10 protein-coding genes are annotated in these 14,270 nt (G+C 64.4%); 7 read left to right on the forward strand and 3 right to left on the reverse strand.

Annotated elements, in window-relative coordinates:
- The first annotated feature begins 26 nt into the window (after window positions 1–26).
- From MKD49_RS00070 to MKD49_RS00080, 3 genes are all read left to right on the forward strand, one after another.
- Window positions 27–1,718, forward strand: coding sequence for a DUF1302 domain-containing protein (locus MKD49_RS00070; protein WP_051156330.1), 1,692 nt, complete (start codon window positions 27–29; stop codon window positions 1,716–1,718).
- A gap of 114 nt (window positions 1,719–1,832) precedes the next feature.
- On the forward strand, window positions 1,833–4,202 hold the full coding sequence (locus MKD49_RS00075; RefSeq protein WP_252695111.1) for an RND family transporter: 2,370 nt from the start codon (window positions 1,833–1,835) through the stop codon (window positions 4,200–4,202).
- Between the two features lie 22 nt (window positions 4,203–4,224).
- Entirely contained in the window at window positions 4,225–5,220 is a 996-nt protein-coding gene (locus tag MKD49_RS00080; RefSeq protein WP_252695112.1) for a YCF48-related protein, read from the forward strand.
- 92 nt (window positions 5,221–5,312) lie between these two features.
- Here MKD49_RS00080 and MKD49_RS00085 read toward each other — a convergent pair whose 3' ends face one another.
- The 3 genes from MKD49_RS00085 to MKD49_RS00095 all read right to left on the reverse strand — a co-directional run bounded on the left by MKD49_RS00085 (window position 5,313) and on the right by MKD49_RS00095 (window position 10,471).
- Window positions 5,313–6,743 carry an aldehyde dehydrogenase family protein gene (locus tag MKD49_RS00085; protein ID WP_252695113.1) on the reverse strand — a complete coding sequence of 477 codons (1,431 nt, stop codon included), beginning with the start codon at window positions 6,741–6,743 and terminating at the stop codon, window positions 5,313–5,315.
- A 71-nt stretch (window positions 6,744–6,814) separates the two neighbouring features.
- Window positions 6,815–9,106 carry a primary-amine oxidase gene (gene tynA / locus MKD49_RS00090; protein ID WP_252695114.1) on the reverse strand — a complete coding sequence of 764 codons (2,292 nt, stop codon included), beginning with the start codon at window positions 9,104–9,106 and terminating at the stop codon, window positions 6,815–6,817.
- Window positions 9,107–9,349: 243 nt separating this feature from the next.
- Window positions 9,350–10,471 carry a porin gene (locus MKD49_RS00095; protein ID WP_252695115.1) on the reverse strand — a complete coding sequence of 374 codons (1,122 nt, stop codon included), beginning with the start codon at window positions 10,469–10,471 and terminating at the stop codon, window positions 9,350–9,352.
- 293 nt (window positions 10,472–10,764) lie between these two features.
- Between MKD49_RS00095 and MKD49_RS00100 the strand changes: the two genes are divergently transcribed.
- The 4 genes from MKD49_RS00100 to MKD49_RS00115 are packed head-to-tail and all read left to right on the forward strand — an operon-like array spanning window position 10,765 to window position 14,238.
- On the forward strand, window positions 10,765–11,898 hold the full coding sequence (locus MKD49_RS00100; RefSeq protein ID WP_121041767.1) for an ABC transporter permease: 1,134 nt from the start codon (window positions 10,765–10,767) through the stop codon (window positions 11,896–11,898).
- Complete coding sequence (locus MKD49_RS00105; RefSeq protein WP_034339621.1) at window positions 11,892–12,722, forward strand: ABC transporter ATP-binding protein; 831 nt, start codon at window positions 11,892–11,894, stop codon at window positions 12,720–12,722. Before MKD49_RS00100 ends, MKD49_RS00105 begins: the two co-directional genes overlap by 7 nt.
- On the forward strand, window positions 12,722–13,639 hold the full coding sequence (locus MKD49_RS00110; protein ID WP_252695116.1) for an MlaD family protein: 918 nt from the start codon (window positions 12,722–12,724) through the stop codon (window positions 13,637–13,639). Before MKD49_RS00105 ends, MKD49_RS00110 begins: the two co-directional genes overlap by 1 nt.
- Window positions 13,636–14,238 carry an ABC-type transport auxiliary lipoprotein family protein gene (locus tag MKD49_RS00115; RefSeq protein WP_134135923.1) on the forward strand — a complete coding sequence of 201 codons (603 nt, stop codon included), beginning with the start codon at window positions 13,636–13,638 and terminating at the stop codon, window positions 14,236–14,238. Before MKD49_RS00110 ends, MKD49_RS00115 begins: the two co-directional genes overlap by 4 nt.
- Window positions 14,239–14,270 lie beyond the last annotated feature (32 nt).

Consider the following 14,270-nt stretch of genomic DNA (forward strand, 5'->3'; position numbering starts at 1 on the left):
GCATCCGCAACGGGAGAGGAACAACAATGAAAAATCATCTGCAAACCAGGGTCATCGCATTGGCCGCCGCCACGCTGTGCAGCGGCGCGGCACAGGCCATCACCTTCGAGGGCGAGACGGTGTCCGGCAATTTCGATTCCACGGTCTCGCTGGGTGTGGGCGTGCGCGCCAGCAAGCAATCCTGCGGCCTGATCATCGGCAGCAGTGGCGGCAGTGCAGCGGCCGCCTCCGGCCCCAGTGCGCCGGGTGGCTGTGCCGATGCACTGTCATCGCTCAACGACCAGGGCGACCTGAACTACAACCGGGGGGACCGCTTCACCACCTATCTCAAAGGCACCCATGAGCTTTTGCTCAACATGCCGGAAGACGTGAAATTCCTGGGCCGCGTGAGCTGGCTGCGCGATTACTCGGCCACTCGCAGCACCGGCAACATCAGTGGAGCCAATACCACCGGCCGCGCGCTGTCGGATGACGCCACCAATGAATTGCATTCCAAGGTGCGCCTGCTGGACCTGTGGGTCAGCAAGTCCTTTGACCTGGGCGAGGAACGCGCCCGCATCCGCGTCGGCAATCAGGTGGTGAACTGGGGCGAGAGCCTGTTCATCGCCGGCGGCATCAACCAGACCAATGCCATCGACCTGATGCGCCTGTCCAATCCGGGTACGCAATTGAAGGAAGCCATCCTGCCCGCTCCGATGGTCAACTTCGCCACCGGCCTCGGCCGTGGCTTCTCGGTGGAAACCTATGTGCAGCAAGGCTGGGAAAGCAATTATTTCCCGCCCGTGGGCAGCTACTGGTCGACCGCCACCGTGGGCAGCGGTGCCGATGCGCTGGGTGTGCCGGTCACCGGCCGTCCGCGCTCCACCGGCCAATATGGTGTGGCCCTGCGCTATACGCCGCCCGGTGCCGATGTGAACTTCGGCTTGTACGTGATGAACTACCACGACAAGTCGCCCGTGCTGTCGACCGCCAATACCGCCAGCGGCTTGGGCTATTCCTATCTGGAAGACCGCAAGATGGTCGGCCTGTCGGCCAATTTCCCGCTGGGCAACTGGGCCATCGGCACGGAACTGTCGTATCGGCCCAAGGATGCGGTCTCGCTCAACGGCTCGGTGCAGAACGCCAATGGCGGCCTGTGCCAGACCAATGGCAAGTGCTACATCGAGACCGAGAAATACCAGTTGGCCATCACCGGCATGCTCAGCCTCACCCCCAGCGAACACGGTGCCGTGCTCAAAACCCTGGGGGCCGATACCGCCACGCTGATGGTGGAAGCGGTGGCCATCAAGTATCCCAACCTGAAGAACGCGTATGGCGGCATCCCCGTGGCCGCGGGCCTGTGGGGCTGGGGCTACGACACCACGGCCAATGCCAGCAATACGTTGGCCAATGGCGGCAATACCTCCGGCGTGGGCAGCGCGACTTCGTATGGCTACAACTTCGACTTCAGCTGGGTCTACGACGGTTCGGTGATCCCTGGCTGGCAGGTCATTCCCGAGGTCTACTTCTTCCATGCCGTCAAGGGCCGCACGCCCAATGCCACGGCGACCTTCATGGAAGGCGCGAAGATGGCCAACTTCACCGTGACCTTCACCCAGAACCCGGCCAAGTGGCAGGTGGCGCTGAACTTCGCCAAGTTCTGGGGCGGAGCCAGCGTGTTCGATCAACCGCTGCGTGACCGCAGCTTCTATGGCATGACCATCAGCCGCAACTTCTGAGGCCGCGCGCCCGGGCCCTCCACGGTCCGGGCGCATTGACGTGCAATCCCGTTTTGCTTGAAGCCGCCTGCGGGCGGCCCGCGTTTTTGAACTCCGACCCGAGACCACCGCACCATGGCCAACGCCCCTTCCCTGTTCAGTCTGGATAGACTCGACGCCAGCCTGTTCCGCCTGCGCATTCCCATCCTGGCCCTGCTGCTGGCCTTCACCGCCGTGCTGTCGTATTTCGCGCTGCAATTGCGCATGGACGCCGGCTTTGAAAAACAGATGCCGACCCATCACGAATACATCGACACCTTCAAGCAGTACCGCGATGACGTGCTCGGCGCTAACCGCCTCAACATCGTGCTGCGCACGCGCAAGGGCAGCATCTGGACCAGGGAGGGACTGACCCGCCTGTCCGAGATGACGCAGGCCGTCATGTTCCTGCCCAACATCAGCCGGCTGGGCGTGCAGTCGCTGTGGACGCCCAACACCTTCGTCAACGAAATCACCGAGGAGGGTTTCCGCGCAGACCCCGTCATTCCCGGCACCGTGATCCCCTCGGCGCTCACGCCGGAGACCATCGAGCAGATCCGCAATACGGCCGTCAATGGCGGCTTCGTCGGCACCCTCATCTCGCGCAACCAGGACAGCGCCATGATCGTGGCCGAGATCAACGAGTTCGATGCCAAGGGTGAGAAGGTCGACTACCTGGCCTACAACAAGCTGCTCAACGACCTGCGCGCGAAATACGAGAACGCCGACTTCGAAGTGCAGATCATCGGCTTTGCCAAGCAGATCGGCGACGTGGCCGATGGTGCCGAAGGCGTGCTCAAATTCTGCGCCATGGCCCTGCTGCTGACTACCATCGCGGTCTACTGGTATTGCCGCTCGCTGCCCTTCACGCTGCTGCCGGTGGCCTGCTCGCTGGTGTCGCTGGTGTGGCAGTTCGGCACGCTGCGCCTGCTCGGTTACGGGCTCGATCCGCTGGCGGTGCTGGTGCCCTTCCTGGTGTTTGCCATTGGCGTCTCGCATGGCGTGCAGCAGATCAATACCATCGTGCGCGGCATCGCCGGCGGCCAGTCCTGCGAAGCGGCGGCCCGCGCCAGTTTCAAGGGCCTGCTCATTCCGGGCGTGCTGGCGCTGGTGACGGCGCTGGTGTCCTTCGTCACGCTGGTGATGATCCCGATACCGATGGTGCGCGAACTGGCCATCACGGCGTCCATCGGCGTGGGCTACAAGATCATCACCAACCTGGTCATGCTGCCGCTGGCGGCCTCGCTGCTGAAGGTTGGCAAGACCTATGCCGACAGCGCCATGCGCGCCCAGCAGGCCAGAGGCCGCTGGCTGGCCGTGCTGTCACGCTCGGCACAGCCGCGCGTGGCGCGCAGTATCGTCGTCATCACCCTGCTGGTGCTGGCCGGCTCGGCCTGGTACAGCCATGACCGCCTGGTCGGCACGCTGCAGCCGGGCGCACCGGAACTGCATGCCGACGCACGCTACAACCGCGATGCCCGCTGGATCGCGGACAATTACGGCAACGGGCTGGACTGGCTGACGGTGATCCTGTCGACGCCTTCCAATTCGTGCGACAACGTCAGCTTCGGGCGTTATCAGGATCAGTTCGATACGGTCATGCGGCATGTACCGGGCGTGCTGTCCGTGAGCTCCTTCGCCGACCAGATGAAGATCTATAACGAGGGTTACAACGAGGGCAATCCGGCCATGTTCACGGTGCCGCTGGATGCCGCCAACTATGCCGCCCTGGCGGTAGAAATCGGGCGTGTACGCGGCTTCCTCTCCAAGGACTGCAACATGCTGGCCAGCCATCTCTTCCTGGCCGACCACAAGGCTGCCACCATCAATGGCGTGATCCAGGCGGTGAAGAGCTATCGCGACCAGCACAAGCTGGCCGGGCTGGAAATCCGCCTGGCCGCAGGCAACGCGGGCGTGATCGCGGCCGTCAATGATGAAGTGGAAAAATCCGAGCTGCCCATGATGCTCTACGTCTACGGGGCCATCGTGCTGCTGGTGTTTGCGGTCTATCGCGACTGGCGCGCCATCATCGCCTGCTGCCTGCCGCTGACGGTGGCCACCTTCATCGGCTATGCCTTCATGAAGCAATTGCAGATCGGCCTGACAGTAGCGACTCTGCCCGTGATGGTACTGGCCGTGGGCATCGGCGTGGACTATGCCTTCTACATCTACAACCGGCTGCAGCTGCATCTGGCTGCTGGCCTGCCCATTGAAGAGGCGCTGCACAACGCGATTCAGGAAGTGGGCATCGCCACCATCTTCACGGCCATCACGCTCGCCATTGGCGTGGCCACCTGGTCCTTCTCCGACCTCAAGTTCCAGGCCGACATGGGCAAGCTGCTGGCCTTCATGTTCCTGGTCAACCTGGTCATGGCGATGACCGCCCTGCCCGCCTTTGCGGTGGTGCTGGAGAAAATGTTCCCGCGCAAGTCACCCATCAAGCTCAACAGCGCCCTGGCGCACTGATTGCCGATCGCAAGGACGATTCATGATTTATTTCCGCAAACATTCTGTGGCGCTGGCCTTGGCCGTGCTGGCCGGTGGCGTCTCCCATGGCGCATTGGCGCAGGCCGGTGCAGCGGTCACGCTTTCACCGGCGCGCTCCGATGCGCATGCTCTGCACAACATGATGCTGGGTGCGACCCGTGCGGGCAGCCGTATCGTGGCCGTAGGCGCCTATGGCTACATCATCCTCTCCGACGACGGCGGTGCCAGCTATCGCCAGGCCGACAAGGTACCGGTCGATACCACGCTGACCTCGGTCAGTTTCGCTGGCACCGAGCAGGGCTGGGCGGCCGGCCACGGCGGCGTGATCCTGCACACCGCCGATGGCGGCAAGACCTGGGCCCTGCAGCGCAGCGACACCAGCGTGGACCAGCCACTGTTTTCGGTCTGGTTTGCCAATGCCAATGAGGGCTGGGCGGCCGGCTTGTGGTCGCTGCTGCTGCATACGCGCGATGGCGGCAAGAGCTGGCAGCAAGTCAAGCTGCCCACGGCACCGGGCCAGCAGCGCGGCGACCTGAACCTGCTGCACATCTTCCCCGGCCGCGATGGCGCGCTGTTCGTCGCGGCCGAGCAAGGCGTGCTGTATCGCTCGCCCGATGGCGGCCAGCACTGGGAGGCGCTGGCCACGGGCAGCAAGGCTTCGCTGTGGAGCGGCGTGGTCACCGCCTCCGGGGCAATCATCGTTGGCGGCCTGGGCGGCAAGCTGCTGCGCAGCGAGGATGGCGGGCAGCACTGGCAGGTACTGGCCTCGCCCACCAGCGGCTCCATCACGGCCCTGCGCAGCGAAGGCAATCAGGTCATGGCAAGCTCGCTCTCCGGTGCGCTGCTGGTGAGCGAGGACGACGGACGGCAATGGCGCATCAAGGCTGTGGCACGCGATGCGCTGACCACTCTGGAATTGCAGGATGGACGGGCCGAGCGGCCGATCGCGTATGGCAAGGGCGGGCAGGCCAAGCTGGAGGCGAGCGTGACGCGCTAAGCTTTCCCACTGGGGCGCGCACGCATCATGTCGCTTCGGACATTAAAAAAGGATATCCACGGATATCCTTTTTTTGATACAACACCGTACGGTTATTTTTTCAAACTGATCACTTGCGGCTGCGTGACACCCTTCAATCCCTCCTGCCCAAATTCCAGACCCCAACCCGAACGCTTGTTGCCGCCAAAGGGCACCATGGGATGGACCATGCCGTGCTGGTTCACCCACACCGTCCCGGCCTGCAATCGGGTAGCCACTTCGGCAGCACGCTGCGTATCACTGCTCCACACCGACGCGCCCAGGCCGACGTCGAGCCGGTTGGCATTGGCGATGGCCTGCTCCAGATCGCTGTAGCGGATGATGGGCAGCACCGGCCCGAACTGTTCCTCGTCCACCAGGCGCGCACCATCGCGGATGTCCGTCACCAGCGTGAGCGGATAGAAATTGCCCGGGCCGTCCGGCAGCACGCCGCCGCAGACGATGGTGCCGCCCTCTTCACGGGCACTCTCCACCAGCGCCGCGACTTTCTTCAACTGCATGGGATTCTGTACCGGCCCCATGGCGATGCCGGGCTGCAAGCCGTCGCCCATGGGAGTGGCGGCGATGATGGCCTTGAGCTCGGCCACGATTCGGTCATGCAGCGCATCGGGCACGTAAAGGCGCTTGGCACAGGCGCAAGTCTGGCCCATGTTGAGGAAGGCGCCCCAGAACAGGCCCGGCGCAATCGCCTTGGGATCGGCATCCTCCAGCACGATGGCCGCATCATTGCCGCCCAGTTCCATGGTGGTCGGCGTGAGGTTGCGCGCGGCCGCTGCAACGATGCGCGCACCGGTCGCACCGGAGCCGGTGAACATGATCTTGTTGACGTCCGCATCCTCCACCAGCAGGGCGCCCACGCTGCCATCGCCGCTGACGGTATTGAGCACGCCGGCCGGCAGTGCTTCCGCAATCACGCGCGCCAGTTCCAGGCCGCAGACGCTGGTGTATTCCGAGGGCTTGAGCACGACCGTATTGCCGGTGTAGAGCGCCGGGATGATCTGCCAGATGGAAATCATCAGCGGCCAGTTCCAGGGGGTGATGGCGGCAATCACGCCATAGGGCTTGCGATGCAGTTCGTCGCGCCGGGTCTCGTCCTCGAACACCACTTCCGGGGCCAGTTCCAGGCTGGCCGTGGCGCGCGTCCAGGCCTCGCAGCCCCACAGTTCGAAGCGCGAGCCCGGCACCTGATCCGGACCGACGCCACCCAGCGGGCGGCCCTGTTCCTGTGTCACCAGCGTGGCGAGCCGTTCGGCATTGGCAGCGATGGCATCGGCCACGCGCTCCAGGTGCTCGCGCCGCTGCGCCAGTGACAAGGCTGCCCAAGCCGGCTGCGCCTGGCGTGCGGCGGCTACCGCTGCCGCAACCTCGATGGCATCGGAGTGCGGGAAGCGGCCCATGACCTGGCCGGTGGCGGGATTGTGCGAATCGAGCAGGCGGCTGCCCGTGCGCAGCTGGCCGCCGATGATGTTGGATGCGATATGCATGGAGTCTCCTTGTGAAAAAAGACCGTCGGGCCGGAGCACGGACGGTCAAGCTTTGCCGGCTTGGGGAAGCCTTATTTCTTCTTGTTCAGGCCGAGGGTGGGCGTCTCGTCGAAGAAATTCCAGGGCTTCAACAGGACGTGTACCCATTCGGTGGGCATGATGGGCCACTCTTCGGCACGCGCCACGTGCGTGGTGCCGGTGGTCAGCCAGACCACATCGTCCTGGTTGACGATGGACTGGTTGTCCTTGACGAAGGCACCCAGACCGGTGTCCTCGTGCGAGCGGTTCGGATACTTGCCTTCCGGGAAGCGCTGCTGCGGGTCATAGCGGGTCACCCAGAGCTGGCGGTCCATGAAGCTCAGGCGCTTGTTGAGCCATTCATCGGGCGAGAAGTTGGCGCCCTTGGCAATCGGGTGCGTACCGCCCGCATACGGAATCAACTGGTAAGAGACCGGATTGCCGACCTTGTTGAACTTGTTGGGGTTGCTCAACAAACGAATGGTCGATGCATCGAATTTCTGCGCCGCCTGCTGCTCGGTCTCTGCGGTGCGCTGCACGGTCTGCATGGTGCTGCTGCGCGGGCCGCCACGGGTGTTGGGCAACACCACCGGATCAACTTCGGTGAGCGAATTGCCTTCACCATCGATGTCCAGATCGAGACGGAAGTTGTAGATGTGCTGGTGCGTGGTGCCGACGATGTTGTGATCGATCAGCGTGCCGTAACGGGTATCCTCGGCCGCGCTGGCGTCACGCATGGTCGAAGACTTCACGCCCTTGACTGCTTCGATGCCGGTCGCGCCGGCATTGATGCCGATGGTGCCATTCTCGGCAAAGACCCAGTCGAAGATGTAGTCGTAATTGCCGACCGTGCTGATCCAGCGGATCACCAGCTCACGCCGCTCCACTGACAGATTGGGCTGGCCGTATTCCTGGTGCTTGAATTCCGGGCCGGCATAGCGTTCGAAGACGCCAATGGCGCGCGGGATGGTGCGCGGCTTGCCGCTGGTGTCGGCCAGCGTGGCATCGAGCAGCACCACGTTGTCAGGCGCATCCTTGCCGCGCTCGATGGGTGAGGTCAGCGTGCCCATGCCGTATTCACCCGAATCCAGGTAAGCCTTGAAATACCAGCCCACGTCCGGATCACCGTAAGGCACGATCATGCCGCCCAGCGAACCCTCGTACATGATCTGGCGTTTCTTGCCGTGGTCGTTGTAGGTGACGGTCGAGAACATCAGGCCCACGCGCGAATCCAGCTTGAAGTGCATCTCCCAGTTGCGCCAGCGCAGGGTGTTGCCGGTGATGGTGTAGTTCTTGCCCTCGGGCTCGCTGATGTCCAGCGGCTTGGGTGGCGGGACCAGTGCGCGGCCGCTGCCGTCGTAGCCGGTCGGTTTCATCGGCACCGGGATCACGCCGTTGTCTTCGATCTTGATGACTTTCTTCTGCACCAGATCGACCACCGCCACCAGGTTTTCGATGGGATGCGCCCAGTAATTGCCGTCGCCGACATCCAGGTAGCTGACCACCTTGAGCAGGCGGGCATCTTCCTGCAGGGCATCCTTGCCGCCGAAGTAGCCCACGGTCAGCGGGGTGGCCACCACCTTCTTGATGTCGGTGATGCCGCGCTTGGCCAGCGCCTGGGCGTAGTCGGGGCTGGTTTCCATGGCGTTCTGGACGGTGGCGAAGTCATCCACCAGCACCATGCCGTGTACGCCGGTCTTGGGCTCCCAGCGCGTCACGCTGCGTTGGCCCAGATCCACCGTACCTTCGATCACCTGGCTGCCATCTAGCAAAGTGAAATCGGCGCGCCGGGCAAAGGTCTGTCCGCGTTCGCCGAGGGCGAATTTCCAGACCTGCTCCTTGGGCGCTTCGGCCACCGTGATTTCGGTAAAGCGATAGGACGGCTGCCAGCGGCCGCTGGCCTTCAAGACATCCAGCGTGGCATTGATCTCATCGGCGCTGAGCGGGTTCAGCGGATGCGGCACGGACTCGATCTGGAAAGTCTTGTCCAGACTGGGCGCAAAGACGGTATTGATGAATTCGTCGGAGACATAGGGCTGTCCGTTCTTCATCACCAGCGGCACCGGCAGCTTCACGCTCTGGCCGTTGACCAGCGCGGTCGTGGCGCGCGGCTTGACGCGCACGGTCACGCTGTTGCGCTGGATGGTCCACAGACCCGCATAGGCATCCCAGCGCACGGTAGCGCCGAAATCTTCCAGGGTCTTCTTGAGCGGCAACATGTGTGCGGCCGCGCCATGGGCGGCGGCCGGCAGCGGCGCCAGCAAGGCAGTGGCCAGGCCGGCTACGGAAAGCGTAGACAAGACCGCCTTGCGCAGCAGGCGGGAACGGAAACGAGTGGGGGTCATGGTCGGAACGTGTCGGTGTGGAACGGGTGTGATGGATTATTGCGTTCCCTTCCCGCACCGGCGTAGCCCGATTTGGCAAACCTGCGCGCCGCACGAGGTCCTGCGGCGCGCGCAGTCTGCGTTCTCTTCCCGCATGCAGCCTTTCTTTGCCCCTGATGTCTCCGGATCGCACCGCTCAAAAGCAAAACAGCCCCCGCACTGCGGAGGCTGTTTTGCCGTTTTCGGCTATGTTTTTCGGCGCTCTCAGAACTTGTGCCGCAGCCCGATACGCAGGACATTCTGGCTGCTGTCGTCGGCCGGTGCCGACGAATAGGCCGCGCTGATGACGCCGGGATTGAGCACGTCGCTGGCTGACTGGCGGCTGGCCATGGCGTAGAGATCGGTGCGCTTGCTGAAGAAATAATCGATGCCGACATTGAGCTGCGTGGTGTGTCCGCGCGTAGCACCACCGCTGGCACGGGACAGATCGGCACGATCATGGATGACACTGCCCAGCAGGTGCAGCTTGGCATTCATCGCGTAATCCACGCCGACGTCGAACACATTGGCGCGGGTAGCGCTGGTGATGGCCACCAGTCCGCTCGCCGCCAGCGGCTGCTGGGTCGGGCGGCGCACCTGCGACCAGGCTGCGAACAGCTTGGCCGGACCGGCCTGGTAGCTGGCGCCCAGGGTGAAGGTCTTGAGGTCAGTATCACCGGCACTGGACGGCGGCGTATCCGCCGCCAGCTTGCTTTGGTAGTAAGCGGCACCGATGCCCGCATTGCCCCGCCGATAGTTGGCCCCGACGCCGAAGGCTTGTCCCGCCGACGTCTTGCCGGCGACCTCGCCGAAGCCGTAGAAGAGGCTACCGGTGAATCCGCCCATCTCGGCGGTATCGAAGCGCAGCGAATTGCTGGTCCGTGCGCCGGTCAGGCGATCGAGGCTGTTGAAGTGACCGGCACGCACACCGCCACCCCCGAAGATCTGGAAGGAACTGTATTGCAGGCCGATCTCTTCCAGATAGTCGGTCTGGCGGCCAATGGTCAGCGTACCGACATGGCCACTCAGGCCGACCACCGACTTGCGGTCGAACAGGCTGCCCGGCGTGGCCATGGCACCGTCGTCAGCGGAGAATCCGTTTTCCAGCTGGAAGATGGCCGCCAGTCCGCCACCCAGTTCCTCGCGGCCGCGAAAACCGATGCGCGAGGCCATGGCGTCACCGGAGTCGACACTGACGCGACTGTTGTTGCCGGCCCCGACCTTGCTGGTATAGACCAAGCTCATGTCGATGACGCCATAGACGGTGACGCTGGAAGTCTGGGCCTGGGCACATTGGCTGGCGTTGAGCAGCCCCAGGGCGGAAAGAGTGAAGACGAGTTTTTTCATGAGAAGCGTGCCGCACGCGGCATGGTGCAGAAAACGTCAAATCATCCCGGGTGCTTTCTGCCGGGTGGAGGGAGGAGAATGGCACTGGCCGGGTCCAGGGAAGGCACATGGTAGGAGCCCCTTCCCCCCGCAGCAATTACCTCTTGGGATAGTGCCCGCGCGGGTCATTGCGGCTGGCGCGGAGCCTGTGCCCATGCCATACTTGCCGCAGCCCGCTGACGCTTTTTGCGCAGTGGCGCGCAAGTTCGGTACACTGCCCTCTTCCAACCTTGCCCTCGCTGGCCTGACCTGATTTGAACAACGCCGCCACCTTCCGCCTCGAACCGTCCAGCCCGCCTGTGCTGCACGTGGAAGGCGACTGGACCTTGCGCAACTATCGCGCGCTGTCGCACCAGATCGCGCAGCAGCGGCCGGCGGTAGACGATCAACTGGTGCTGACGTTTTCTGCACTGACCGCCTTTGACACCGTGGGCGCCAAGCTGCTGGTGGATCTGCTGGGCGTGCCCGCAGCCTTGCGCCAGACCGGCGAGGACAGCAATCTGCCGCGCGCCTGGCGCGGCCTGCTGGCCGCCGTGGCCGAGGCCAAGGCCATCGCCATGCCCAAGGCCGCCCCGCCGCCGCAGGCCTGGATTACCGACATGCTGGAACGGGCCGGCGTGGCCACCCTCAACCTGCGCGCCTGTTCGCGCGGCCTGCTGGGTTTTGCCGGACTGTGCCTGCAGACCTTGGCGGCCTCGTTCTGGCGTCCTTCGCGCTGGCGCTTTACGGGCGTAGTGGCCCAGGTGGAACAGACCGGGCTGGACGCGGTCCCCATCGTCTCCCTGCTGACCTTCATGGTGGGTGCAGTGGTCGCCTTCCTGGGGGCGACCGTGCTGGCCGATTTCGGCGCCAGCCTTTATACGGTGGACCTGGTGGCCTTCTCCTTCCTGCGCGAATTCGCGGTGCTGCTGACGGCCATCCTGATGGCCGGGCGCACCGCCAGTTCCTTTACGGCGCAGATCGGCTCGATGAAGGCCAACGAGGAAATCGATGCCATCCGCGCCCTTGGACTGGACCCGATCAACCTGCTGGTCCTGCCGCGCATCATCGCGCTGCTGATCTCCATGCCCCTGCTCACCTTCATCGCCATGATGTCGGGCCTCTTCGGCGGAGCCATGGTGTGCGCGCTGTCGCTGGACATCAGCCCGACCATGTTCCTCTCGCTGCTGCAGCAGGACGTGGGCATCCGCCACTTCGTGCTGGGCATGGTCAAGGCACCGCTGTTTGCCTTCGTGATCGCCATCATAGGTTGCAACGAAGGCTTCAAGGTCAGCGGCAGCGCCCAGTCGGTGGGCCAGCACACCACCTCCAGCGTGGTGCAGTCGATCTTCGTGGTGATTTTGCTGGATGCACTGGCGGCCCTGTTCTTCATGGAGATGGGATGGTGACCCCGGCGCACGACGATCAGGCCGTCGAAGCGATCATCGACGTGCGCGGCCTGCGCAACCAGTTCGGACCGCAAGTGGTCCATGACCAGCTGGACTTGCAGGTGCGGCGCGGTGAAATCCTGGGCGTGGTGGGCGGTTCCGGTACCGGCAAATCGGTCCTGCTGCGCAGTATCGTCGGCTTGCAACGTCCTGCGGCCGGACAGGTGAAAGTGTTCGGACAGGATCTGTCTGCACTGTCCACCGAAGCACGTTCGCAGTATGAGCGTCGCTTCGGCGTGCTGTTCCAGCAGGGCGCATTGTTCTCTTCGCTGACCGTGCTGGAAAACATCGCCCTGCCCCTGACCGAATACGGCGGACTCGATGCCGATGAGGCGCGTGGGGTCTCGGCCATGAAGCTGGCGCTGGCTGGCCTGCCCATTGCAGCCGGCGACAAAACTCCGGCGGAACTCTCGGGCGGCATGATCAAGCGCGCCGCGCTGGCCCGTGCGCTGGCGCTGGATCCTGACATCCTGTTCCTGGACGAACCGACCGCCGGGCTCGACCCCATCAGCGCTGCCGCCTTCGACCGCCTGATCCTGACCCTGCGCGATGCGCTGGGCCTGACCGTGTTCCTGGTCACCCATGACCTGGACACCCTCTATGCCATCTGCGACCGCGTTGCCGTGCTCTCGGCCAAGCGCGTACTGGTGGCCGACCGCATCGAGGCCGTGGCGGCCTTCGATGATCCGTGGATACGGCAATACTTCCAGGGCCCGCGCGGACGGGCCGCCAGCCAGGCCGCACTGCGTGCTTCGGCCACCCCAACGCATCAAGGAAACGCCTAATGGAAACGCGTGCCCATCACGTCCTCATCGGACTCTTCACCATCCTGGTCGCCCTGGCGGCACTGGTGTTCTGCCTGTGGCTGACCAAGGTCGGACAGGACCGCGACGTCGACTACTACACGGTCATCTTCAACGAGGCGGTCAGCGGGCTCTCGCGCGGCAGCCCCGTGCAGTACAGCGGCATCAAGGTGGGCGATGTGGTCGGCCTGAGCCTGGACCCGGCCGACCCGCGCAAGGTGCGCGCCCGCATCCGCGTGACCGGCAAGGCGCCCATCAAGGAAGACACCGGCGCCAAGCTGGCCCTGGCCGGCATCACCGGCACCGCACTGATCCAGCTGACCAATGGCTCGCCCGAGAGTCCTCGGCTGGAGTCCAAGGATGGCAATGACCCCATCATCATCGCCTCACCCTCGCCGCTGTCGGCGCTACTCTCCAACGGCGAGGACCTGCTCTCCAACGTCAATGAAGTGCTGCTCAACGCCAAACAGTTCCTGGCCCCGGAAAACGCGCGCCGCCTGAACCAGACCCTGGCGCACCTGGAACAGCTGACCGATACCCTGGCCAACCAGCGCGGCAACGTCGGCACCGCCATGCAGGAACTGGCGGCAGCGGCGCGCCAGGCCAATCTGGCGATGCAGTCGGCCAACCAGTTGCTGGCCACACGCGGCAATGACGCCATGGGCAACCTGCAGCAAGCCATGCGTTCGCTGGCGGCCAGCAGCCAGCAGATCGAAAAGCTGATCCAGCAGAACCAGGCCGCCCTCAACAACGGTGCCCAGGGCGTGGCCGAGATCGGCCCGGCCATCACCGAGCTGCGCGGCACGCTGGCCTCGGTGCGGGCCATCAGCCGCAAGCTGGAAAGCAATCCCGGTGCCTACCTGCTGGGCCAAGACAATCTTCAGGAATTCCAACCATGATGACCCCGCTCCTGCGCACCGCCCTGGTGGCCGCCGGCCTGGCCCTGACCGCGTGTTCGATTCTTCCCAAGTCCGATCCGCTGGCGGTCTATCGCCTGCCGCCACTGGCTTCGCCCCATGCGGCGACCACCGGCACGCCCTATCGCGCACTGCGCATCGCCACTCCGGCGGCCAGCCGCAGCATCGACAGCGAACGCATCCTGGTGCTGCCTGAAGGCGACGTGGTCAAGTCCTATGCCGGCGTGCGCTGGAGCGATCCGGCACCGCAGTTGCTGCGCGACCGCCTGCTGGATGCCTTCCAGGCCGACGGACGTTTCCCGCGCCTGTCCGGCGACAATGCCAACATCGCGGCCGAGGTCGAACTCGATGGCGCACTCAACGCCTTCCAGACGGAATATCGCAACGGCGCGCCCAGCGTGGTGATCGTCTATGACGCGCGACTGGTCGACACCGCCACGCGCCAGCAACTGGCGGCGCGGCGCTTTGCGGTGGTGGAAGCGGTGGCCGGCAGCAAGGTGCCGGAGGTGGTCAGCGCCTTTGGCAGCGCCTCGGCGCGGCTGGCGAACGAAGTGGTGGCGTGGGCCGCCACGGTGCGATGAACGGATTTTCTGGACGCGCCATTATCCGAACG

The organism is Herbaspirillum sp. WGmk3 (genome assembly GCF_023952535.1).
In the GTDB taxonomy this organism is placed as follows: domain Bacteria; phylum Pseudomonadota; class Gammaproteobacteria; order Burkholderiales; family Burkholderiaceae_D; genus Herbaspirillum; species Herbaspirillum huttiense.

Excerpts from the sequence above, each read along its gene's own strand:
- MKD49_RS00075 (WP_252695111.1), top strand. The coding sequence starts at position 1,833 with ATGGCCAACGCCCCTTCCCTGTTCAGTCTGGATAGACTCGACGCCAGC.
- MKD49_RS00105 (WP_034339621.1), top strand. The coding sequence starts at position 11,892 with ATGGTGACCCCGGCGCACGACGATCAGGCCGTCGAAGCGATCATCGAC.
- MKD49_RS00070 (WP_051156330.1), top strand. The coding sequence starts at position 27 with ATGAAAAATCATCTGCAAACCAGGGTCATCGCATTGGCCGCCGCCACG.
- tynA (WP_252695114.1), bottom strand. The coding sequence starts at position 9,106 with ATGACCCCCACTCGTTTCCGTTCCCGCCTGCTGCGCAAGGCGGTCTTG.
- MKD49_RS00110 (WP_252695116.1), top strand. The coding sequence starts at position 12,722 with ATGGAAACGCGTGCCCATCACGTCCTCATCGGACTCTTCACCATCCTG.
- MKD49_RS00095 (WP_252695115.1), bottom strand. The coding sequence starts at position 10,471 with ATGAAAAAACTCGTCTTCACTCTTTCCGCCCTGGGGCTGCTCAACGCC.
- MKD49_RS00115 (WP_134135923.1), top strand. The coding sequence starts at position 13,636 with ATGATGACCCCGCTCCTGCGCACCGCCCTGGTGGCCGCCGGCCTGGCC.
- MKD49_RS00085 (WP_252695113.1), bottom strand. The coding sequence starts at position 6,743 with ATGCATATCGCATCCAACATCATCGGCGGCCAGCTGCGCACGGGCAGC.
- MKD49_RS00080 (WP_252695112.1), top strand. The coding sequence starts at position 4,225 with ATGATTTATTTCCGCAAACATTCTGTGGCGCTGGCCTTGGCCGTGCTG.